The sequence below is a fragment of the Leisingera sp. ANG-M6 genome (assembly GCF_000813905.1).
Lineage (GTDB): Bacteria > Pseudomonadota > Alphaproteobacteria > Rhodobacterales > Rhodobacteraceae > Leisingera.
Genome location: NZ_JWLG01000006.1, coordinates 46228 through 62963 on the forward strand (window position 1 = coordinate 46228; position 16736 = coordinate 62963).

General features: G+C 62.6%; 16 protein-coding genes. 13 read left to right on the forward strand and 3 right to left on the reverse strand.

The window, feature by feature from the left end; all coding sequences use genetic code 11:
• Positions 1-30 precede the first annotated feature (30 nt).
• The 4 genes from RA24_RS03840 to dddP all read left to right on the forward strand — a co-directional run bounded on the left by RA24_RS03840 (position 31) and on the right by dddP (position 4865).
• Positions 31-1278 (forward strand): Hsp70 family protein, encoded by a 1248-nt coding sequence (locus tag RA24_RS03840; RefSeq protein ID WP_039189967.1) that lies wholly within the window; start codon positions 31-33, stop codon positions 1276-1278.
• A 93-nt stretch (positions 1279-1371) separates the two neighbouring features.
• Positions 1372-2166: a lytic murein transglycosylase gene (locus RA24_RS03845; RefSeq protein ID WP_019295474.1), complete on the forward strand. Its 795-nt coding sequence runs from the start codon at positions 1372-1374 to the stop codon at positions 2164-2166.
• A gap of 351 nt (positions 2167-2517) precedes the next feature.
• On the forward strand, positions 2518-3366 hold the full coding sequence (locus RA24_RS03850) for a hypothetical protein (RefSeq protein WP_152612410.1): 849 nt from the start codon (positions 2518-2520) through the stop codon (positions 3364-3366).
• 155 nt (positions 3367-3521) lie between these two features.
• Positions 3522-4865 carry a dimethylsulfonioproprionate lyase DddP gene (gene dddP / locus RA24_RS03855; RefSeq protein WP_039189969.1) on the forward strand — a complete coding sequence of 448 codons (1344 nt, stop codon included), beginning with the start codon at positions 3522-3524 and terminating at the stop codon, positions 4863-4865.
• 68 nt (positions 4866-4933) lie between these two features.
• On the opposite strand, the gene RA24_RS03860 is transcribed toward dddP, so the two are convergent.
• Complete coding sequence (locus tag RA24_RS03860; protein WP_039169939.1) at positions 4934-5482, reverse strand: NUDIX hydrolase; 549 nt, start codon at positions 5480-5482, stop codon at positions 4934-4936.
• 95 nt (positions 5483-5577) lie between these two features.
• Between RA24_RS03860 and RA24_RS03865 the strand changes: the two genes are divergently transcribed.
• Both RA24_RS03865 and RA24_RS03870 read left to right on the forward strand, forming a co-directional pair.
• The gene (locus RA24_RS03865) at positions 5578-6810 is read left to right on the forward strand and encodes a bifunctional alpha/beta hydrolase/OsmC family protein (RefSeq protein WP_039189971.1); all 1233 of its coding nucleotides are present in this window, start codon (positions 5578-5580) and stop codon (positions 6808-6810) included.
• 246 nt (positions 6811-7056) lie between these two features.
• Positions 7057-7314, forward strand: coding sequence for a DUF6455 family protein (locus RA24_RS03870; RefSeq protein ID WP_039189973.1), 258 nt, complete (start codon positions 7057-7059; stop codon positions 7312-7314).
• A gap of 70 nt (positions 7315-7384) precedes the next feature.
• On the opposite strand, the gene RA24_RS03875 is transcribed toward RA24_RS03870, so the two are convergent.
• Positions 7385-7732, reverse strand: a complete 348-nt coding sequence (locus RA24_RS03875) for a hypothetical protein (protein ID WP_039189974.1) — start codon at positions 7730-7732, stop codon at positions 7385-7387.
• Between the two features lie 86 nt (positions 7733-7818).
• On the opposite strand from RA24_RS03875, the gene purB reads away from it, so the two are divergent.
• The 4 genes from purB to RA24_RS03895 all read left to right on the forward strand — a co-directional run bounded on the left by purB (position 7819) and on the right by RA24_RS03895 (position 12159).
• A complete protein-coding gene (purB, locus tag RA24_RS03880) occupies positions 7819-9123 on the forward strand; it encodes an adenylosuccinate lyase (RefSeq protein ID WP_019295467.1) in 1305 nt (434 codons plus the stop codon).
• 150 nt (positions 9124-9273) lie between these two features.
• A complete protein-coding gene (locus RA24_RS03885; RefSeq protein WP_019295466.1) occupies positions 9274-9807 on the forward strand; it encodes a tetratricopeptide repeat protein in 534 nt (177 codons plus the stop codon).
• A gap of 76 nt (positions 9808-9883) precedes the next feature.
• On the forward strand, positions 9884-11083 hold the full coding sequence (locus RA24_RS03890) for a flagellar motor switch protein FliG (RefSeq protein ID WP_029204743.1): 1200 nt from the start codon (positions 9884-9886) through the stop codon (positions 11081-11083).
• 143 nt (positions 11084-11226) lie between these two features.
• Positions 11227-12159, forward strand: a complete 933-nt coding sequence (locus RA24_RS03895; protein WP_019295464.1) for a lysophospholipid acyltransferase family protein — start codon at positions 11227-11229, stop codon at positions 12157-12159.
• A 9-nt stretch (positions 12160-12168) separates the two neighbouring features.
• On the opposite strand, the gene RA24_RS03900 is transcribed toward RA24_RS03895, so the two are convergent.
• A complete protein-coding gene (locus tag RA24_RS03900) occupies positions 12169-12870 on the reverse strand; it encodes a DUF1223 domain-containing protein (RefSeq protein WP_019295463.1) in 702 nt (233 codons plus the stop codon).
• Between the two features lie 223 nt (positions 12871-13093).
• On the opposite strand from RA24_RS03900, the gene acnA reads away from it, so the two are divergent.
• The 3 genes from acnA (at position 13094) to RA24_RS03915 (ending at position 16723) form a co-directional block, all read left to right on the forward strand.
• Complete coding sequence (acnA, locus tag RA24_RS03905) at positions 13094-15781, forward strand: aconitate hydratase AcnA (RefSeq protein WP_039189976.1); 2688 nt, start codon at positions 13094-13096, stop codon at positions 15779-15781.
• Between the two features lie 247 nt (positions 15782-16028).
• Positions 16029-16313 carry an antibiotic biosynthesis monooxygenase gene (locus tag RA24_RS03910; protein WP_039146330.1) on the forward strand — a complete coding sequence of 95 codons (285 nt, stop codon included), beginning with the start codon at positions 16029-16031 and terminating at the stop codon, positions 16311-16313.
• A 71-nt stretch (positions 16314-16384) separates the two neighbouring features.
• Positions 16385-16723 (forward strand): DOPA 4,5-dioxygenase family protein, encoded by a 339-nt coding sequence (locus tag RA24_RS03915; protein ID WP_039189978.1) that lies wholly within the window; start codon positions 16385-16387, stop codon positions 16721-16723.
• Positions 16724-16736: the final 13 nt, after the last annotated feature.

Below are 16736 nucleotides of genomic sequence, written 5' to 3' on the forward strand. Positions count from 1 at the left end.
CGGCTCAGCTTGGCAGACAGGAGCCTTCACATGACCGCCCCGAACACCCTTGGCATCGACTTTGGCACCTCCAATTCCGCCGCCGGCATTGCGGTTGCGGGCCGCCCCTGGCTGGTGGAGATGGAGCCGGGCGAGCAGACGCTGCCCACCGCGGTGTTCTTTGAGGAGGGCAGCCGCACTATGCGGATCGGCCACAGCGCCACGCGGGCGCTGATCAATGGCGACGAGGGCCGCTTCATGCGGGCGCTGAAAAGCCTGCTGGGCACGCCGCTGCTGCAAGAAGAGCGGCGGCTGGGCGGCGAGCGTCTGAGCTTTGCCACCCTGATCGCGCGGTTCCTGGCGGAGATGAAACGGCGGGCCGAAGCAGCAACGCATATGGAGTTCACCCACGCGCTGTCGGGGCGGCCGGTGCGGTTTCATTCCAAGGATGAAGACCGCAACGTTCAGGCAGAAAAGGACCTGCGCGCCTGCTATCTGGCAGCCGGATTTCAGGATGTTCTGTTCATGCATGAGCCCGAGGCAGCGTTGCGCGCCGCTGCACCGGCGCCGGGTCTGGGGCTGATTGTTGATATCGGTGGCGGCACCTCTGACTTCACCGCGTTTGAACAGGGGAAAGGTGGGGCAACCCGCATCCTCGCCTCGCACGGGGTCCGGCTGGGGGGCACAGATTTCGACCGGCAGCTGAGCATTCGCCATGTGATGCCTCTGCTGGGCCGGGGCAGCCAGATCCGAAACAGCTTCGGCGGCGGAACCCTGCCCGCGCCGAACCGGCTGTTCAACGATCTGGCCACTTGGCAGATGATCCCCTTTCTCTATGCGCCGGAAAGCCGCCGCGCAGCAAAGGATCTGGCCGCCAATGCAGTGGAGCCGGAGAAACTGGCGCGGCTGGTGGACGTTCTGGAGGATGAGCTGGGCCACGAGCTGGCCTTTGCCGTTGAGCACGGCAAGATCCGGGCCAATGGCACTGATGCGGCGGCTCAAATTGACCTGAAGCTGCTGGAGCGCGGGTTGTCTGTGCCGCTGGATGCCGCTGGAATGACCCAGACGCTGATGGAGCAGACCGCGGCCATTGGCACCTGCGCGGCTGAGACCCTGGCGCAGGCCGGGATTGAAGCGATGAACGTGGAGCGGATTGTTCTGGTCGGCGGCTCTTCGCTGTTGGCCGCGGTGCAGGCGGAAATGCGCGCGCTGTGCCCAAATGCCCGGCTGGAAACGGGAAATGCGATGACCGCGGTTGCGGACGGGCTGGCTCTGGCCGCGGGAACGGCCTTTGCCTAGGCAACTGGGAAGCAATCACGGCTTTTCCCGTTAGACATGCGCTGCCGGCGCGTTAGGCTGCAAGTCACGAGTCACATTTCGAGAGATTACTTCATGCGCCGTCTGCTGGCCCCTGCCCTGATTTCCGTCCTGCTTGCTTCCCCTGCTATTGCCGCCACCTGCGGCAATACCTCTGCCGGGTTTGATGCCTGGAAACAGGCGTTCAGCGCCGAGGCCCAGCGGGCGGGCGTGCGCAAGGCGGGACTGCAGGCGCTAGCCAATGCGCAATATGCGCGACGCACCATTTCGGCTGACCGCAATCAAAAGAGCTTCAAATACTCGCTGGAAAAATTCATGCAGATCCGCGGCTCCGCCACCATCGTGGCGCAGGGCCGCAAGCGCAAGGCGCGCAATCGGGATTTCTATGCCGCGCTTGAACGCAAATACGGTGTGCCGGCAGGTGTGCTGATTGCCATCCACGGAATGGAAACCGCCTTTGGCAATTACATGGGTGACAGCCAGGTGGTGTCCGCCATCGTCACGCTGACCTATGACTGCCGCCGCTCCGATTTCTTCCGCCCGCACGCATTGGGGGCGCTGAAGCTGGTGGATCAGGGTGCCATCACGCCGGGCACGCTTGGCGCCAAACACGGCGAACTGGGCCATACACAGTTCCTGCCCGGCAATGCGCTGCAGTATGGGGTCGACTGGGACGGCAACGGCAGGGTCGATTTCTACAACATGGGCGATGCGCTCGCCTCCACCGCCAACTACCTGCGCCAGAAGGGCTGGAAACCCGGCAAGGGCTACCAGCAGGGCGAGCCGAACTACCGGGTTCTGAAGGAGTGGAATGCCGCCACCGTGTACCAGCAGTCGCTGGCGATCATGGGTCGCCAGATCGACGGCTGAGCACACCTGGCCAGCAACGGTTGTAAGTTTCAGCGCCCGCCCTTTGGCGGGCGCTGGGCGTTTCCGTCCCAAGGGTGAAAAACAGTCGGTGCGATTCCCGCGTCATTGTAGGCCTTGGGGCATCAATGTGACCGCAAGCCGCCACAGTTGAGCCGCAATCCAGCCACCGGACACGGGGAATTTCCAAATTATTTGTTTAAATTCAGAGCGATGCATCCTGCCGCAATTCAACGCGGTCCGGCGCGCCCGGGCTCAGAATATTGTCCAGGCCCGCCCCACTTTTAACTAGTTCAAATTTTATTGTTTCTCTGACGGCACCCTGAATGGAGGATCCGGACAGTGGCAGAGAACGTGCAATATACAGGACGGCTTGGGCTGGAAAGCCGCGACAGCAAAACCCTTTCGGATGCGGTGACAGCAGTTGTCGACACGCTGGATGACTTCGGCCACCCGGCAGAAACGATTGAGGCCCGTGCGGAAAACACCGCGAGGCTGCAAAGCGATCACTACCTGGTGACCGTGCGCCTGCGCCGGGTTCCCCTGCGCCGGACAGCCAAGCTGCCAGGCAGCGTCATGCAGCCCTCGGCGCTGCTGGAATTGTCGCTGTCCCCGGTTTACCCCGGCTACTGCGATCAGGAGATTTCTGAACTGCTCTTGGCAGAAACATTGCGGCGGCTCCTGGATAGGGTAGAGGCTGCTTTTGTCGAATGGCTCGACACCGAAGTTGCCCTGACCTGCGAACAGTTTCTGAGCGCCTTTGATCCCCAATCCCGCAGCGCTGAGCAGCCTGTTGCCGCGGTGCCGGCTGCCGCGTCCGATGCAGCTGCGTCGGTTCCGCAGATGGCCCGGAGCGTGCAGCCCCGGCCCCGCGGCAGAGACTGCTTTACCCCGGTGGACCAGACAGCGCGCGCACTGGATGCCCATTGCGACCTTGCCTTTCAGGAAGCGAGAATGCGCAAGGCAGCTCATGCTGTTGCGGCGGCATCCGGCAAGTCCTGGGCAGGTTTGCGCGCCTCTGTTTCGGCCTCGGGCCTGCGCAGCAACTGGGGGCGCCAGCTGCAGGCCTCGGCCTTGGCAGCGCTGTCGCTGACCGGCCCGCGCCGCCTGCGTTTCATCAGCCACCTGCTGCTTCTGACCGCCCTGTTCCTGTTCTTGGAGAGCGCCGGAATGGTGCAGGCCGCCCGGCCGCTGGTGCCGTAGGACCTGAGCAGCCGCTTAGCTGACAAAGGCCCGTTGCGGTCCGCGTCCCCCCTTGTTTGGTCAGAAACGACGGTTGAATCCGTCGCTTTCAGCGGCGAATCCGCCCTGCCCCTTGCTGCACATTGTACAGGACTGTGCAGCAAGGACTTCCCGGCATGAACGAGCATTACCGCGACATCCGCAAGATCGACCCGACCCGCGGCGCCAAATTGGGCGACAACACCCCGAACGACAATGACCGGGTGGAGATCGGCCCGACTCAGCTGGCTTTTGGCGAATGGGCCGAAGCCGGGCTGCAGCTGCCCGACCTGCAGGCGCTGCGCAGTTTCCGCTGGGAGCGGCTGACGCGTTTCATCAATGACCGCGGCTATGGCGGCCTCCTGGTGTTCGATCCACTGAACATCCGCTACGCCACAGACAGCACCAACATGCAGCTGTGGAACACCCACAACCCGTTCCGGGCGCTTTTGATCTGCGCTGACGGTTACATGGTGCTGTGGGACTACAAGCAGTCGCCGTTTCTCAGCGAATTCAACCCGCTGGTGCGCGAACAGCGTGCGGGCGCCGATCTGTTCTACTTCGACCGCGGCGACAAGATCGACGTGGCCGCCGACAAGTTCTCCAACGAAGTGCGCATCCTGATAGAAGAGCACAGCGGCAGCAACAAGCGGCTGGCGGTGGACAAGGTGATGCTGCACGGACTGCGCGCACTTGAGGCGCAGGGCCTGGAGATCTTCCCCGGTGAGGAACTGACTGAGAAATGCCGCGCGGTGAAAGGCCCGGACGAGATCCTGGCGATGCGCTGCGCCCATCACGCCTGCGAAACCGCGGTGGCCGCAATGGAAAAATTCGCGCGTGAACAAGTGCCTGGCGGCAATATCTCAGAGGATGACGTCTGGGCGGTGCTGCACGCGGAAAACATCCGCCGCGGCGGTGAATGGATTGAGACCCGGCTGCTGGCATCCGGCCCGCGCACCAACCCGTGGTTCCAGGAATGCGGCCCCCGGATCATCCAGAACAACGAGATGATCAGTTTTGACACCGATCTGGTCGGCTCCTACGGGATCTGTATCGACATCTCGCGCAGCTGGTGGGTCGGCGATGAAAAGCCGCGGCCCGACATGATCTATGCCATGCAGCACGGGCTGGAGCATATCCGCCACAACATGGAGATGCTGAAGCCCGGTGTGAACATTCAGGAGCTGTCGCGCGGCTGCCACCCCTTGGACGACCAGTTCCAGAAGCAGAAATACGGCTGCATGATGCACGGCGTCGGCCTGTGCGATGAATGGCCTCTGGTGGCCTATCCGGACCAGATGGTCGAGGGCGCCTTTGACTATGAGCTGGAACCGGGCATGGTGCTGTGTGTCGAGGCGCTGGTCTCGCCTGAGGGCGGCGATTTCTCGATCAAGCTGGAAGACCAGGTGCTGATCACCGAGGACGGCTATGAGAACCTGACCAGCTACCCGTTCGACAAGGCGCTCTTGGGCGAAGCCTGACCCCAAACAGCCGGTCCCTCCCGCAAGGAGGGCCCGGGACAGCCTGCGGCGCCGTCAGGCGCCTCCTTTCAGCAGTACGCGGAGAGGAAAGGCTCCAGCTTGTCCCGCAGCACCAGAACGCCGGGCGAATCTGTGACTTCTTCCAGCTGGCTGAGCGGCACCCAGGCCAGAGCGTGGGATTCTCCGCTGGCAGCAATCTCTCCCGCCTCAGCGTGAAACAGGTAACGCACATCGTAGTGCAAATGCGCGCATTCATTTGCGTTCTGAGGGATTTCGTGAATATCGACGTCGAACACCTGCGCCGATAGCGGCCTGATGCGCACAAGCCCGCTTTCCTCATAAGCTTCCTTCAGCGCTACAAACGGCACGTCGGCGATGCCGTCGCAATGGCCGCCCAGCTGGAACCATCGGTTGAGCTTCCTGTGATGGGTCAGAAGTACGCTGCTTCTGTCCGCTGACAGCACAAAGGCCGAACCGGTCACGTGCCCGGTTTCCGGATTGCGGTCAAAGGCTTGCGGCTCGCCCGTGCAGAAATCCGTCAGGCGCTGCCACATGCTGCGGTCGCGCGCGGTTTGCGGGCTGTAACATCCGATACCTGAGAGGACGCTGCTGCTCATCTGCCTTCACCTTCCCGTGACGTTCCGGCTTGCTGCCTTGTTAGTGGCCATCCAAGCGCTCAATCTATGCGGAACACCTAACAAAGGCCACGCCCATGCCCACGGAACGGATCACTTTCACCGGCCACGCCGGAAACACTCTTGCTGCCCGCCTCGACCTGCCTGAGGGGCCGGTGCTGGCGACCGCGCTGTTTGCCCATTGTTTTACCTGTTCCAAGGACATTCCCGCAGCGCGGCGGATTGCCGGACGGCTGGCGGCAATGGGGATTGCGGTCTTGCGGTTTGATTTCACCGGGCTGGGGCATTCCGAGGGCGAGTTTGAAAACACCACCTTCAGCTCCAACGTGGCGGATCTGATCAAGGCGGCGCAGTATCTGGCGGCGCGCAGCATGGCACCTGCGCTGCTGATCGGCCATTCGCTGGGCGGTGCTGCAGTGCTGCGGGCGCGGGCGGGCATCCCTTCGGTCAAAGGCGTGGTAACGCTGGGGGCGCCGTTTGATCCAGGCCATGTCTCGCACCACTTCGATGCCGCCCTGCCGGAAATCGAGGCCAAGGGCCGCGCCGAGGTCTGCCTTGGCGGGCGGCCGTTTGTGATCGGCAAGGAGTTTGTCGACGATATCCACGCTGAGGCGCTGGCGCCTGCAATTGCGGAGCTGAAGGCCGCGCTGCTGGTTCTGCATGCGCCGCGGGATGAGACCGTAAGCATCGACAATGCCGCATCGATCTTCACCGCCGCGAAACATCCCAAGAGTTTTGTCACCCTGGATGACGCCGACCACTTGATCTCCCGCGCGGCGGACGCCGAATATGCCGCCGAAGTCATCGCCGCCTGGGCCGGGCGCTATGTCAAAATGGCGCCGCCCGCGCCGCCGCCCGGTGCGCCGGAGGGCATCCTGAGGGTGACAGAGGCGGACCCGGAGGGTTTCCTGCAGGACGTGCAATCCGGCCCCTACCACCACGCATTTGCAGATGAGCCGCTGGCCTACGGCGGAACCAACCGCGGCATGTCGCCCTACGGGTTTGTCGCTGCGGGCCTGGGCGCCTGCACCTCGATGACCCTTCGCATGTATGCCCGCCGCAAGGGCTGGCCGCTGGAAGGGATCAGCGTTGATGTGTGCCATGACAAGGTGCATGCGCAGGATGCTTTACCTTCGGGGCCTGCCAAGATCGATCAGTTCACCAGGGTAGTGCGCCTTTGCGGCCCGTTGAGCGCCGAGCAGCGCACGAGGCTGCTGGAAATTGCAGACAAATGCCCGGTGCACCGGACACTGGAAAGCGGCGCCGAGGTTGTGACCCGGCTGGAGGCGACGGAGCAGCCTGCGATCTGACATACCGGACCGCCGGCGGGCCTCCCGCGCCCGAACGGTGCAGGAAACCTGCCCCATCAGCGGCCTTGGGCCCGGCACCGCGCCATGCGCGGTGCCGGGCCCAACTGCGGCAGCTCTTCGCACGAAGACCGCAGCGCAGGCGGGAGAGCCTCGCTGCTTCTGAATTTGCGCCACATCAAAGTTCCGCCCCGCGTTCCCCTTCATGCTGTGTCCACCCTGGCGGCTGCCGGGCATGGGAGGAGATACATGGGACTTTTTGCAAAACTCGGGCGCAGCAGTGATCTGGTGCAGGGCATGGCCAGCCGGCTGGGCATCGACTACGGTGAAATGGTTGCTGGCGATCCGCAAGTGCAGGGCCAAAAATACATGCGCGCGGTCCTGCGCTGCAGCACCTGCCGCAATCAGGACGGTTGCAGTGACTTGCAGCGGGAGACAACAGAGCTGGCGAAGGCGCCATCCTACTGCCGCAACGCGCAGTTGCTGGCGCATTTACGGGGCAGCTAATCCCTTCTATACGGCTGCTCGCATCCGCTGTGTACTATCCGGTTTGCAGCGTGCGGATCAGCGCGCTGGCTCACTCTGCAGTCTCAGCGTACCGTCCGGTGGTGATGTCACCGCCTTCCCCAACAAACCGAATGGCCTCGCCGTCACTTTCCAGCGCATAACAGGCCCACAGGTCCGAGGGCGGCCAGGTGGAGCAGTATTTGCCGTCCCGCACACCCCAGTAGCCCCAGCTGTCATGGCCCGCATTATAAAGCGTCCGGCCCGAGACGTGGAATTCCTGCCAGGCGCCGCTGCCATAGACCAGCCGTCGGCCTTCCAGCGCCGCCTGCGCTTCTTCACCGTTCAAAACCCGCCATTCTCCGCCCCAAACCGGCGAAACCGCAGATGATAACGCAATCATCAGGGCAATCTGCCTCATGTCCCTCTCCCAGCCTTGCTGTCCTGCCTTTGCTGATCTAAGAGGCCGGGCATCTGCTGCGCAATCACATAAAGGTGCCTCCGCCCATGATCCCCCGCTATTCCCGCCCCGAGATGGTCGCAATCTGGTCGCCCGAGACCAAATTCAAGATCTGGTACGAGATCGAGGCGCATGCCTGCGAAGCCATGGCCAACCTTGGCGTGATCCCGCGCGAGAACGCCGACGCGGTGTGGAAAGCCAAGGACGTGGAATTCGACGTCGCCCGCATCGACGAGATCGAGGCCGTCACCAAGCATGACGTCATCGCCTTCCTGACCCATCTGGCGGAGCATGTCGGTTCTGAGGAAGCGCGCTTCGTGCACCAGGGCATGACGTCGTCGGACGTTCTGGACACCTGCCTGAACGTGCAGCTGGTGCGCGCCGCCGATATTCTGCTGGAGGGCATGGACAAGGTGCTGGCGGCGCTGAAAAAACGCGCGCTGGAGCACAAGAACACCGTGCGAGTCGGCCGCAGCCACGGCATTCACGCAGAGCCGACCACCATGGGCCTGACCTTTGCCCGCTTCTATGCGGAAATGGACCGCAACAAGAACCGCCTGGAAAAGGCCCGCTGGGAAGTTGCCACCGGCGCGATCTCCGGCGCGGTGGGCACCTTCGCCAACATCGACCCGGCGGTTGAAGAGCACGTCTGCGAGCAGCTGGGCCTGCGCCCGGAGCCGATCTCCACCCAGGTGATCCCGCGCGACCGCCACGCGATGTTCTTTGCCACCCTCGGCGTGATTGCCTCCTCGATCGAGAACGTCGCTGTTGAAATCCGCCACATGCAGCGCACCGAGGTGCTGGAAGGCGCGGAATTCTTCTCGATGGGCCAGAAGGGCTCCTCGGCGATGCCGCACAAGAAGAACCCGGTACTGACCGAGAACCTGACCGGCCTTGCGCGCCTGGTGCGCATGGCGGTGATCCCGGCGATGGAGAACGTGGCGCTGTGGCATGAGCGGGACATCTCCCACTCCTCCGTCGAGCGCGGCATCGGCCCGGATGCGACCATCACCCTCGACTTCGCCCTGCACCGTCTGGCCGGTGTTGTCGACAAGATGCTGGTGTTCCCGGAGAACATGCTGGACAACATGAACAAATTCCCGGGCCTGGTGATGTCGCAGCGGGTGCTGCTGGCGCTGACCCAAGCCGGCGTCAGCCGCGAGGACGCCTATGCCATGGTGCAACGCAACGCCCTGAAGGTCTGGGAGGAGCGCGTCGATTTCCGCGAGCTGCTGCTGGCTGATGCGGATGTGGTTGCCGCCCTTGGCGAAGAGGCGATCAACGAGAAATTCGACATGGGCTACCACACCAAACATGTCGACACGATCTTCAAGCGTGTTTTCGGCGAGTAAGACGTTCTGACCTGAAAACTCCAGACGCCCCGCCTTTCCGGCGGGGCGTTTTTGTTCCGCGGACACAAACGCCTTTGTGAACAAAAATACAGATCCAAACCCGGGTTCTGCGGCTAAACTGGGCCAAACTTTGCATTTGGAGCACGAGACATGCGTATTTTCGCCCTGGCCGCCGCCCTGACCCTGCCGGTTGCAGCCCTTGCCGCCAGCGGCAACGACTGGAACCCTCCGAAACCTTCCGAGACCACCAAGACCTGCAAGGGCAAACGCGTCTGGGATGAGGAGAAGAAACGCTGTGTTCGGCCGCGGAAGTCGTCGCTGAACCAGGAAGGGCTGCTGGGTGCGGCGCGCGAGCTTGCCTATGCCGGCCGTCAGGAAGATGCCCAGGCAGTGCTGAGCGCGATGGCCGATCAGACCGACAGCATGGTGCTGACCTACTGGGGCTTCACCCACCGCAAACTTGGCAACCTGGATCTGGCGCAGGCCTATTATGATCAGGCCTTGGCGCAGGACCCGGACAATATCCTGGCACGTTCCTACATGGGCCAAGGCTTTGTCGTACAGGGAAAATACGGCGCAGCTCTTGCACAGTGGAAGGAAATCCGCGCCCGCGGCGGTGACGGCAGCTGGGCTGAGGCCTCCTTGCGCAGCGCGCTGGAGACGGGCACCTCTTACAGCTACTAGGCTTCAGTCTTTCTTTACGGCTTGCGGCCTATCCTGCCCACAACGATTGAGAAGAATCTTTTGTTAGGGTGCGAGAATGCCTCAAGACGATATGCTGGCGCTTCCGATGGATCTGGGCGGGGGCGACATGGGCGGAATGGGCGGCCTGGACATGGGCGATTTCGCCGCGCCCGCCCCGATGGGCGGCCTGGATGCAGGCGGCCTCGGCGGCGGCATGGGTGGTGGAATGGGCGGCGGCGCGGTCGCAAACCCGGCCGCGGCTGCCAGCCTCAGCGGCAAGGCCAAGGCTGCCATCATCGTCCGGCTGCTGCTGAATGAAGGCGCCGAGATCCCGCTGGAAGAACTGCCCGACGACCTGCAGCTGGAGCTGACCCAACAGATGGGCCGGATGCGTATTGTCGACCGCGAAACGCTGAATGCGGTGGCGGGCGAGTTTGCCGATCTGCTGGACAATGTCGGCCTGCATTTCCCCAACGGCCTGGCCGGCGCATTGAACGCGATGGAAGGCAAGATCAGCCGCCACACCCACAGCCGCCTGCGCCGCGAAGCCGGGGTGCGCCAGTTCGGCGACCCCTGGGAACGGCTGAAACAGCTGCCGCCCGAAGATCTGGCCGGGCTGGCAGAGGCCGAAAGCACCGAGGTGGCTGCAGTTCTGCTGTCCAAACTCGACACTGCCAAGGCCGCGCAGATGCTGATCCACCTGCCCGGACCAGTGGCCCGCCGCATCACCTATGCCGTCAGCCAAACCGCCAATGTAACGCCGGACACCGTGGACCGCATCGGCCTGTCGCTGGCCGCCCAGGTCGAGGCACGGCCTGATCTCGCCTTTGACCAAACCCCTGGCCAGCGCCTGGGCGCTGTCCTGACCGAAGCCGCCGCCGCCAAGCGCGACGAGGTGCTGACCGCGCTGGACGAAGAGGACGAGGATTTCGCTGTCTCGGTGCGCAAGGCTATCTTTACCTATGCGCTGATTGCCGAACGGATGAAGCCGCTGGACGTGCCAAAGCTGATCCGGGTGCTGTCGCAGCCCGATCTGGTGACCGCAATCGCCTTTGCTACCGACGAGGAAGACGTGGCCACCTCGGAATTCCTGCTCAAGAACATGTCGAGCCGGATGGCAGACAACATCCGCGAGGAAGTTGCAGAGCGCGGCAGGGTCAAGCGCAGCGACGGCGAAGCCGCCTTCAGCCTGATAATCGGTGCCATGCGCGATCTGGTCGCGACGGGAGAGATCGAGCTGAAATCGGTGGAAGAAGACGAGGAAGACAACGGCTGACACCTCGCACGGCTACAGCTTTGCAAGCCGGCCTTGGCAGTTGCGCAGCCTTTCAGCCCGCTGGAGCTGCTTGTGCCTGCCGGCGCCACTGCGTATGATGCAGGCTTCCAGGCGCAGTTCCGCGCCGCAGCCATCCAGACGCCATGCCCGCAGATCCTTCCGAGCTCTCCACCTGGAGCCATGTCAAATACTTTGGCAGCAACCTGTTTCTGCGCGGCCTTCTTCTGGGTGCCGGGCTGGTGCCCTACCGGCTTCGGGTGCCGATGATGGGCCGGCTGGTCACCGCCATGGGGCGTGCCGCCGGATTTCACAAAAGGGTGCGCGACAATCTGAAACTGGTCAGCCCGGAACTGTCAGAACTGGACGCAGACCAGTTGTACAGGGACGTCAGCAACAATGCCGGGCGCATGATTGCAGAGCTTTACGCTGGCAAGGAATTCTTTGAGCGTGCCCGCAAGGCGCCGATCACCGGGCCGGGCCTGAAGGCGCTGGAAGACGCCCGCGCAGCAGGCCGCCCGGTGCTGCTGGCGACCGCTCATTTCGGCAATTACGATGCCGCCCGCGCGGCCCTGGTCGCCCGCGGCCACGAGATGGGGTCGCTTTACCGGCGCATGGCCAACCCCTATTTCAACGAACATTATGTCGAAGCCATGAAGGCCAATCACGACCTGATGTTCGAACAGGGCAAGCGCGGCATGGTGGAGCTGGTGCGTCATTTGAAGAAGGGCGGCATTGCCGCCATCGTCACCGACCTGCACGCCCAGGGCGGCGAACTGATCGACTTCTTCGGCAAGCCTGCCGTCACCTCCACCGTGCCTGCGGAACTGGCACTGAAATTCGGCGCGGCGCTAATCCCGGTCTATGCGGTGCGGCAGGAAAACGGTCTGGACTTCGAGATCGTGATGAATGCCGAAGTGCCGCCTTCTGACCCGCTGACGATGAGCAAGGCGCTGAGCGCGGATCTGGAAGCGATTGTGCGCAAGCATACCGGCCAGTGGTTCTGGATCCACCGCCGCTGGAAACCTTATGTGCCTGTAGGTAAAGCCGCCAGGCAGACCAGCTCTGCTGCGGACTGACGCGGAACGTCAGTCCACTCGCGCCGCCGCGATGACCGGGCCAAACGGAGCAGCCTGCACCAGAACCGCAGCTGGCTTGCCGACGGGCGCAGGGACCGCGACCTCAAGGCCGCCTGCCCCGTCCCACTCTGCCACGACCTGCCAGTCTTCGACCACATTGGCATAGCTGAGCGTCCGCCCGGCCAGCTCTCCACGCTTGATGCTGACGGTCCGCTTCGGTGTGTAGCGCACCAGTTGCACCAGCAGGCGGCCTTCGGGCATCTGCACCTTTGGTTGCAGCCGGATCACCACGTCCCCGCCGCTGCGGGCCACAGTCAGCGCAACGGGCCGCGGCTGTTTCTGGTGGCGGATGATTGCATCCTCCACCTTCATCGCATCAGCCCCGACCACATCGTCCTGCCCCATGATGATCATTTGCGGCGTATAGATCATCCGGCGGCCGCCCTGGTGGGCATAGCCTTTCTGCCGTTTTGTGTGGGAGGGTTTTGCGAATTCGTCCTTCCAGCCGATGTAATCCCAGTAGTCCACATGCAGCGCCAGCGGCAGCACATCTTCGCGTGCGGCAAGCTCATGCAGCAGCGCATCGGCGGGCGGGCAGGAAGAACAGCCTTGCGAGGTGTACAGCTCAACCACCACAGGCTCATCTGCGGATTGGCCGTAAACGGGCAAGGCAAGTGCAACTACAGCCGCGATCGGCGCCAGGAATCTCATGAATCGCTTTCTCTGTTTGGTAGGCTTCAGGTCTAAAGATGTGCCGGCAAACAGGCCAATCAATCATTTTTGAGCGTGGCGCGAGGCAGCTTAAATCAAAAAATGTGTACTATTGCATACAAAAGTGGCCCCTGCGGCGTTTGGGCTATTGAATGCTTCATCTTCCTCATGCATTTAGCAGGCAGCGAATTCCCCGGTTACAAATTCTTGAGGGAGGCCAACCATGCCTATCACCGTCGGACAGGACAATGCCAAGGCGCGCAAAACGCTCAGCGTCAATGGCAAGTCGATCTCCTATTACTCCATTCCCGCCGCCACCGAGGCCGGCTTTGGCGACTTTTCCAAGCTGCCTGCCGCGCTGAAAGTGGTGCTGGAAAACATGCTGCGGTTCGAGGACGGCGGTTTCTCCGTCTCCACCGACGACATCAAGGCCTTTGCCGAATGGGGCGCCAACGGCGGCAAGAACCCGCGTGAGATCGCCTACCGCCCTGCCCGCGTGCTGATGCAGGATTTCACCGGCGTTCCCGCCGTTGTCGACCTGGCCGCCATGCGCGACGGCATCGTCGGCCTGAAAGGCTCTGCTGCCAAGATCAACCCGCTGGTCCCGGTTGACCTGGTCATCGACCATTCGGTGATGATCGACGAGTTTGGCAACCCGCGCGCGTTCCAGATGAACGTGGACCGCGAGTATGAGCGCAACATGGAGCGTTACCAGTTCCTGAAGTGGGGCCAGAACGCGTTCAACAACTTCCGCGTTGTGCCGCCGGGCACCGGCATCTGCCACCAGGTGAACCTGGAATACCTGGCGCAGACCGTCTGGACCGACGTGGACCAGAACGGTGACGAAGTCGCCTACCCGGACACGCTGGTCGGCACCGACTCCCACACCACCATGGTCAACGGCGCTGCCGTTCTGGGCTGGGGCGTTGGCGGCATCGAGGCTGAGGCCGCAATGCTGGGCCAGCCGATCTCCATGCTGATCCCCGAGGTCATCGGCTTTGAACTGACCGGCCAGATGGTCGAAGGTACCACCGGCACCGACCTGGTTCTGAAGGTCGTCGAAATGCTGCGCGCCAAGGGCGTGGTCGGTAAATTCGTCGAATTCTACGGCGAGGGCCTGGACCGTCTGCCGCTGGCAGACCGTGCGACCATCGCCAACATGGCGCCGGAATACGGCGCCACCTGCGGCTTCTTCCCGATCGACGACGAAACCCTGCGCTACCTGCGCAATACCGGCCGTGACGAAGACCGCATCGCACTGGTCGAAGCCTACGCCAAGGAAAACGGTTTCTGGCGCGGCGCCGATTATGCGCCGGTCTACACCGACACCCTGTCGCTGGACATGAGCAGCATCGTTCCGGCCATCTCCGGCCCGAAACGCCCTCAGGACTATGTGCCGCTGACCAACGCCAAGGCCGCTTTCCGCCAGGAGATGGAAGAGACCTTCAAGCGTCCGATGGGCAAGGAAGTCGCCGTCAAGGGCGAAGACTACACCATGGAATCGGGCAAGGTCGTGATCGCCTCGATCACCTCCTGCACCAACACCTCCAACCCCTATGTGATGATCGGCGCCGGCCTGGTCGCGCGCAAGGCGGCCGCCCTGGGCCTTGACCGCAAGCCCTGGGTCAAGACCTCGCTGGCACCGGGTTCGCAGGTGGTGTCCGCCTATCTGGAGGCCGCAGGCCTGCAGGAGGACCTGGACAAGGTCGGCTTCAACCTGGTGGGCTACGGCTGCACCACTTGTATCGGCAACTCCGGCCCGATCCAGCAGGAGATCTCCGAGGCGATTGCCGAGGGTGATCTGGTGGCGACCTCTGTGCTGTCGGGCAACCGCAACTTCGAAGGCCGCATTTCGCCTGACGTCCGCGCCAACTACCTGGCCTCGCCGCCGCTGGTGGTCGCTTATGCGCTTGCCGGCACCATGGACATCGACCTGGCAACCGACGTGATCGCACAGGACAAGGACGGCAACGATGTCTACCTGAAAGACATCTGGCCCTCGACCCAGGAAGTTGCCGATCTGGTGGCCTCCACCGTCACCCGCGAGGCGTTCCAGTCGAAATACGCCGACGTCTTCAAGGGCGACGAGAAATGGCAGGCGGTTGAGACCACAGACGCGGAAACCTATGACTGGCCCGCGACCTCGACCTACATTCAGAACCCGCCCTACTTCCAGGGCATGGGGCATGAACCGGGCACCATCTCGAACATCGAGAACGCCAAGGTTCTGGCGGTTCTGGGCGACATGGTTACCACCGACCACATCTCCCCCGCCGGCTCCTTTGCCACCACCACGCCGGCAGGCCAGTATCTGCTGGAGCGCCAGGTGCAGCCGCGTGAGTTCAACTCTTACGGCTCCCGCCGCGGCAACCACGAGATCATGATGCGCGGCACCTTCGCCAACATCCGCATCAAGAACGAGATGCTGGACGGCGTCGAGGGCGGCTACACCAAAGGCCCCGACGGCGAACAGACCTCGATCTACGACGCCTCGATGGCGCATCAGGCCAATGGCACCCCGCTGGTGGTGTTCGGCGGCGAACAGTATGGCGCGGGCTCCTCGCGCGACTGGGCGGCCAAGGGCACCGCGCTGCTGGGCGTCAAGGCGGTGATCGCCGAGTCGTTTGAACGCATCCATCGCTCCAACCTGGTTGGCATGGGCGTAATCCCGTTCGAGTTCACCGCTGGCGACACCCGCAAGTCGCTGGGGCTGACCGGCGAGGAAACCGTCTCGATCAGCGGCCTGGACACCATCCAGCCGCTGCAGGAAGTGCCTTGCTCGATCACCTTTGCCGACGGCTCGGTGAAGGAGATCACCCTGAAGTGCCGCATCGATACCGCTCCGGAGATCGAATACATCGAACACGGCGGCGTTCTGCACTACGTGCTGCGCAATCTGGCCAAGTCGTAAGACCTGCCAGACCCGAGCTTTTGAACATGCACCCCGCGGGGTGCATGTTTTTTTGTGCCATAGACTGCCGGAAAACCCGTTTGCGATGACAGGTTTCCGGCTTGCGGAATCCAGTATCCCGGATACAATCTTAACGTGAGATCAGCAGGATCTTTACTGGTTGTGTGGCCGTGCTTGCTTGTGCAAACCTATATTTTAAATACATGTTTAAACAAAACGCAGGCGAGGAAAGGCTGATGCCCCGAGAATGAAAGAGGCCGCTTTCCTAGTCGTCTATCCGGACATAGACACTTTTGATGACCATGCAGCGGCTGTCCTAGCAATGCTGCCGGGCACCCGGGAATATCCCGGCTGCATAGAAGCCTATGCCGGCATCAACCGGGACCGCTTCGAAATCGCGGTGTTCCATTTATGGGAAACATCGGAGCATCTGGAGCGTTACCTCAACTGGCGCGCCGAGCGGGGTGATTTGGACGCTCGCAGCGCCACCATGCGCCGGGAACAGGACTTCCGCACCTACTCTGTTCCATAGCTGACTGCTGCACAGACATTGTTCGGATACACCGCATTGCCAGCGGTGCAAATCACTGGAAAATTGCAGCTATGAAACAGACAAACAGCATCACTGGTTACCACGCCCACATCTATTTTGACGCTGCCACAGTGGATCAGGCCCGCCGCCTGTGCCAGCAAGCTGAAGACGAGTTTGGCGTGCAAATGGGCCGCGTGCATGAGAAGACCGTTGGCCCGCATCCGATGTGGTCCTGCCAGCTGGCAGCAACGCCGGAGCAATTCAGCGGGTTGCTGCCGTGGCTGGCGCTGAACCGGGATGGGTTGATCGTCTTTGCCCACCCGGAAACCGGCGACGACCTGGCCGATCACCGCGATCACGGCATATGGCTGGGCACTGGATTGGACCTGAATTTCAGCATCTTCGCCTGAGCTGATTCCGTAA

Bases quoted from the DNA above. Each gene is read 5' to 3' on its own strand.
- RA24_RS03840 (WP_039189967.1), top strand. From the start codon at position 31: ATGACCGCCCCGAACACCCTTGGCATCGACTTTGGCACCTCCAATTCC.
- RA24_RS03845 (WP_019295474.1), top strand. From the start codon at position 1,372: ATGCGCCGTCTGCTGGCCCCTGCCCTGATTTCCGTCCTGCTTGCTTCC.
- dddP (WP_039189969.1), top strand. From the start codon at position 3,522: ATGAACGAGCATTACCGCGACATCCGCAAGATCGACCCGACCCGCGGC.
- RA24_RS03860 (WP_039169939.1), bottom strand. From the start codon at position 5,482: ATGAGCAGCAGCGTCCTCTCAGGTATCGGATGTTACAGCCCGCAAACC.
- RA24_RS03865 (WP_039189971.1), top strand. From the start codon at position 5,578: ATGCCCACGGAACGGATCACTTTCACCGGCCACGCCGGAAACACTCTT.
- RA24_RS03870 (WP_039189973.1), top strand. From the start codon at position 7,057: ATGGGACTTTTTGCAAAACTCGGGCGCAGCAGTGATCTGGTGCAGGGC.
- RA24_RS03875 (WP_039189974.1), bottom strand. From the start codon at position 7,732: ATGAGGCAGATTGCCCTGATGATTGCGTTATCATCTGCGGTTTCGCCG.
- purB (WP_019295467.1), top strand. From the start codon at position 7,819: ATGATCCCCCGCTATTCCCGCCCCGAGATGGTCGCAATCTGGTCGCCC.
- RA24_RS03885 (WP_019295466.1), top strand. From the start codon at position 9,274: ATGCGTATTTTCGCCCTGGCCGCCGCCCTGACCCTGCCGGTTGCAGCC.
- RA24_RS03890 (WP_029204743.1), top strand. From the start codon at position 9,884: ATGCCTCAAGACGATATGCTGGCGCTTCCGATGGATCTGGGCGGGGGC.
- RA24_RS03895 (WP_019295464.1), top strand. From the start codon at position 11,227: ATGCCCGCAGATCCTTCCGAGCTCTCCACCTGGAGCCATGTCAAATAC.
- RA24_RS03900 (WP_019295463.1), bottom strand. From the start codon at position 12,870: ATGAGATTCCTGGCGCCGATCGCGGCTGTAGTTGCACTTGCCTTGCCC.
- acnA (WP_039189976.1), top strand. From the start codon at position 13,094: ATGCCTATCACCGTCGGACAGGACAATGCCAAGGCGCGCAAAACGCTC.
- RA24_RS03910 (WP_039146330.1), top strand. From the start codon at position 16,029: ATGAAAGAGGCCGCTTTCCTAGTCGTCTATCCGGACATAGACACTTTT.
- RA24_RS03915 (WP_039189978.1), top strand. From the start codon at position 16,385: ATGAAACAGACAAACAGCATCACTGGTTACCACGCCCACATCTATTTT.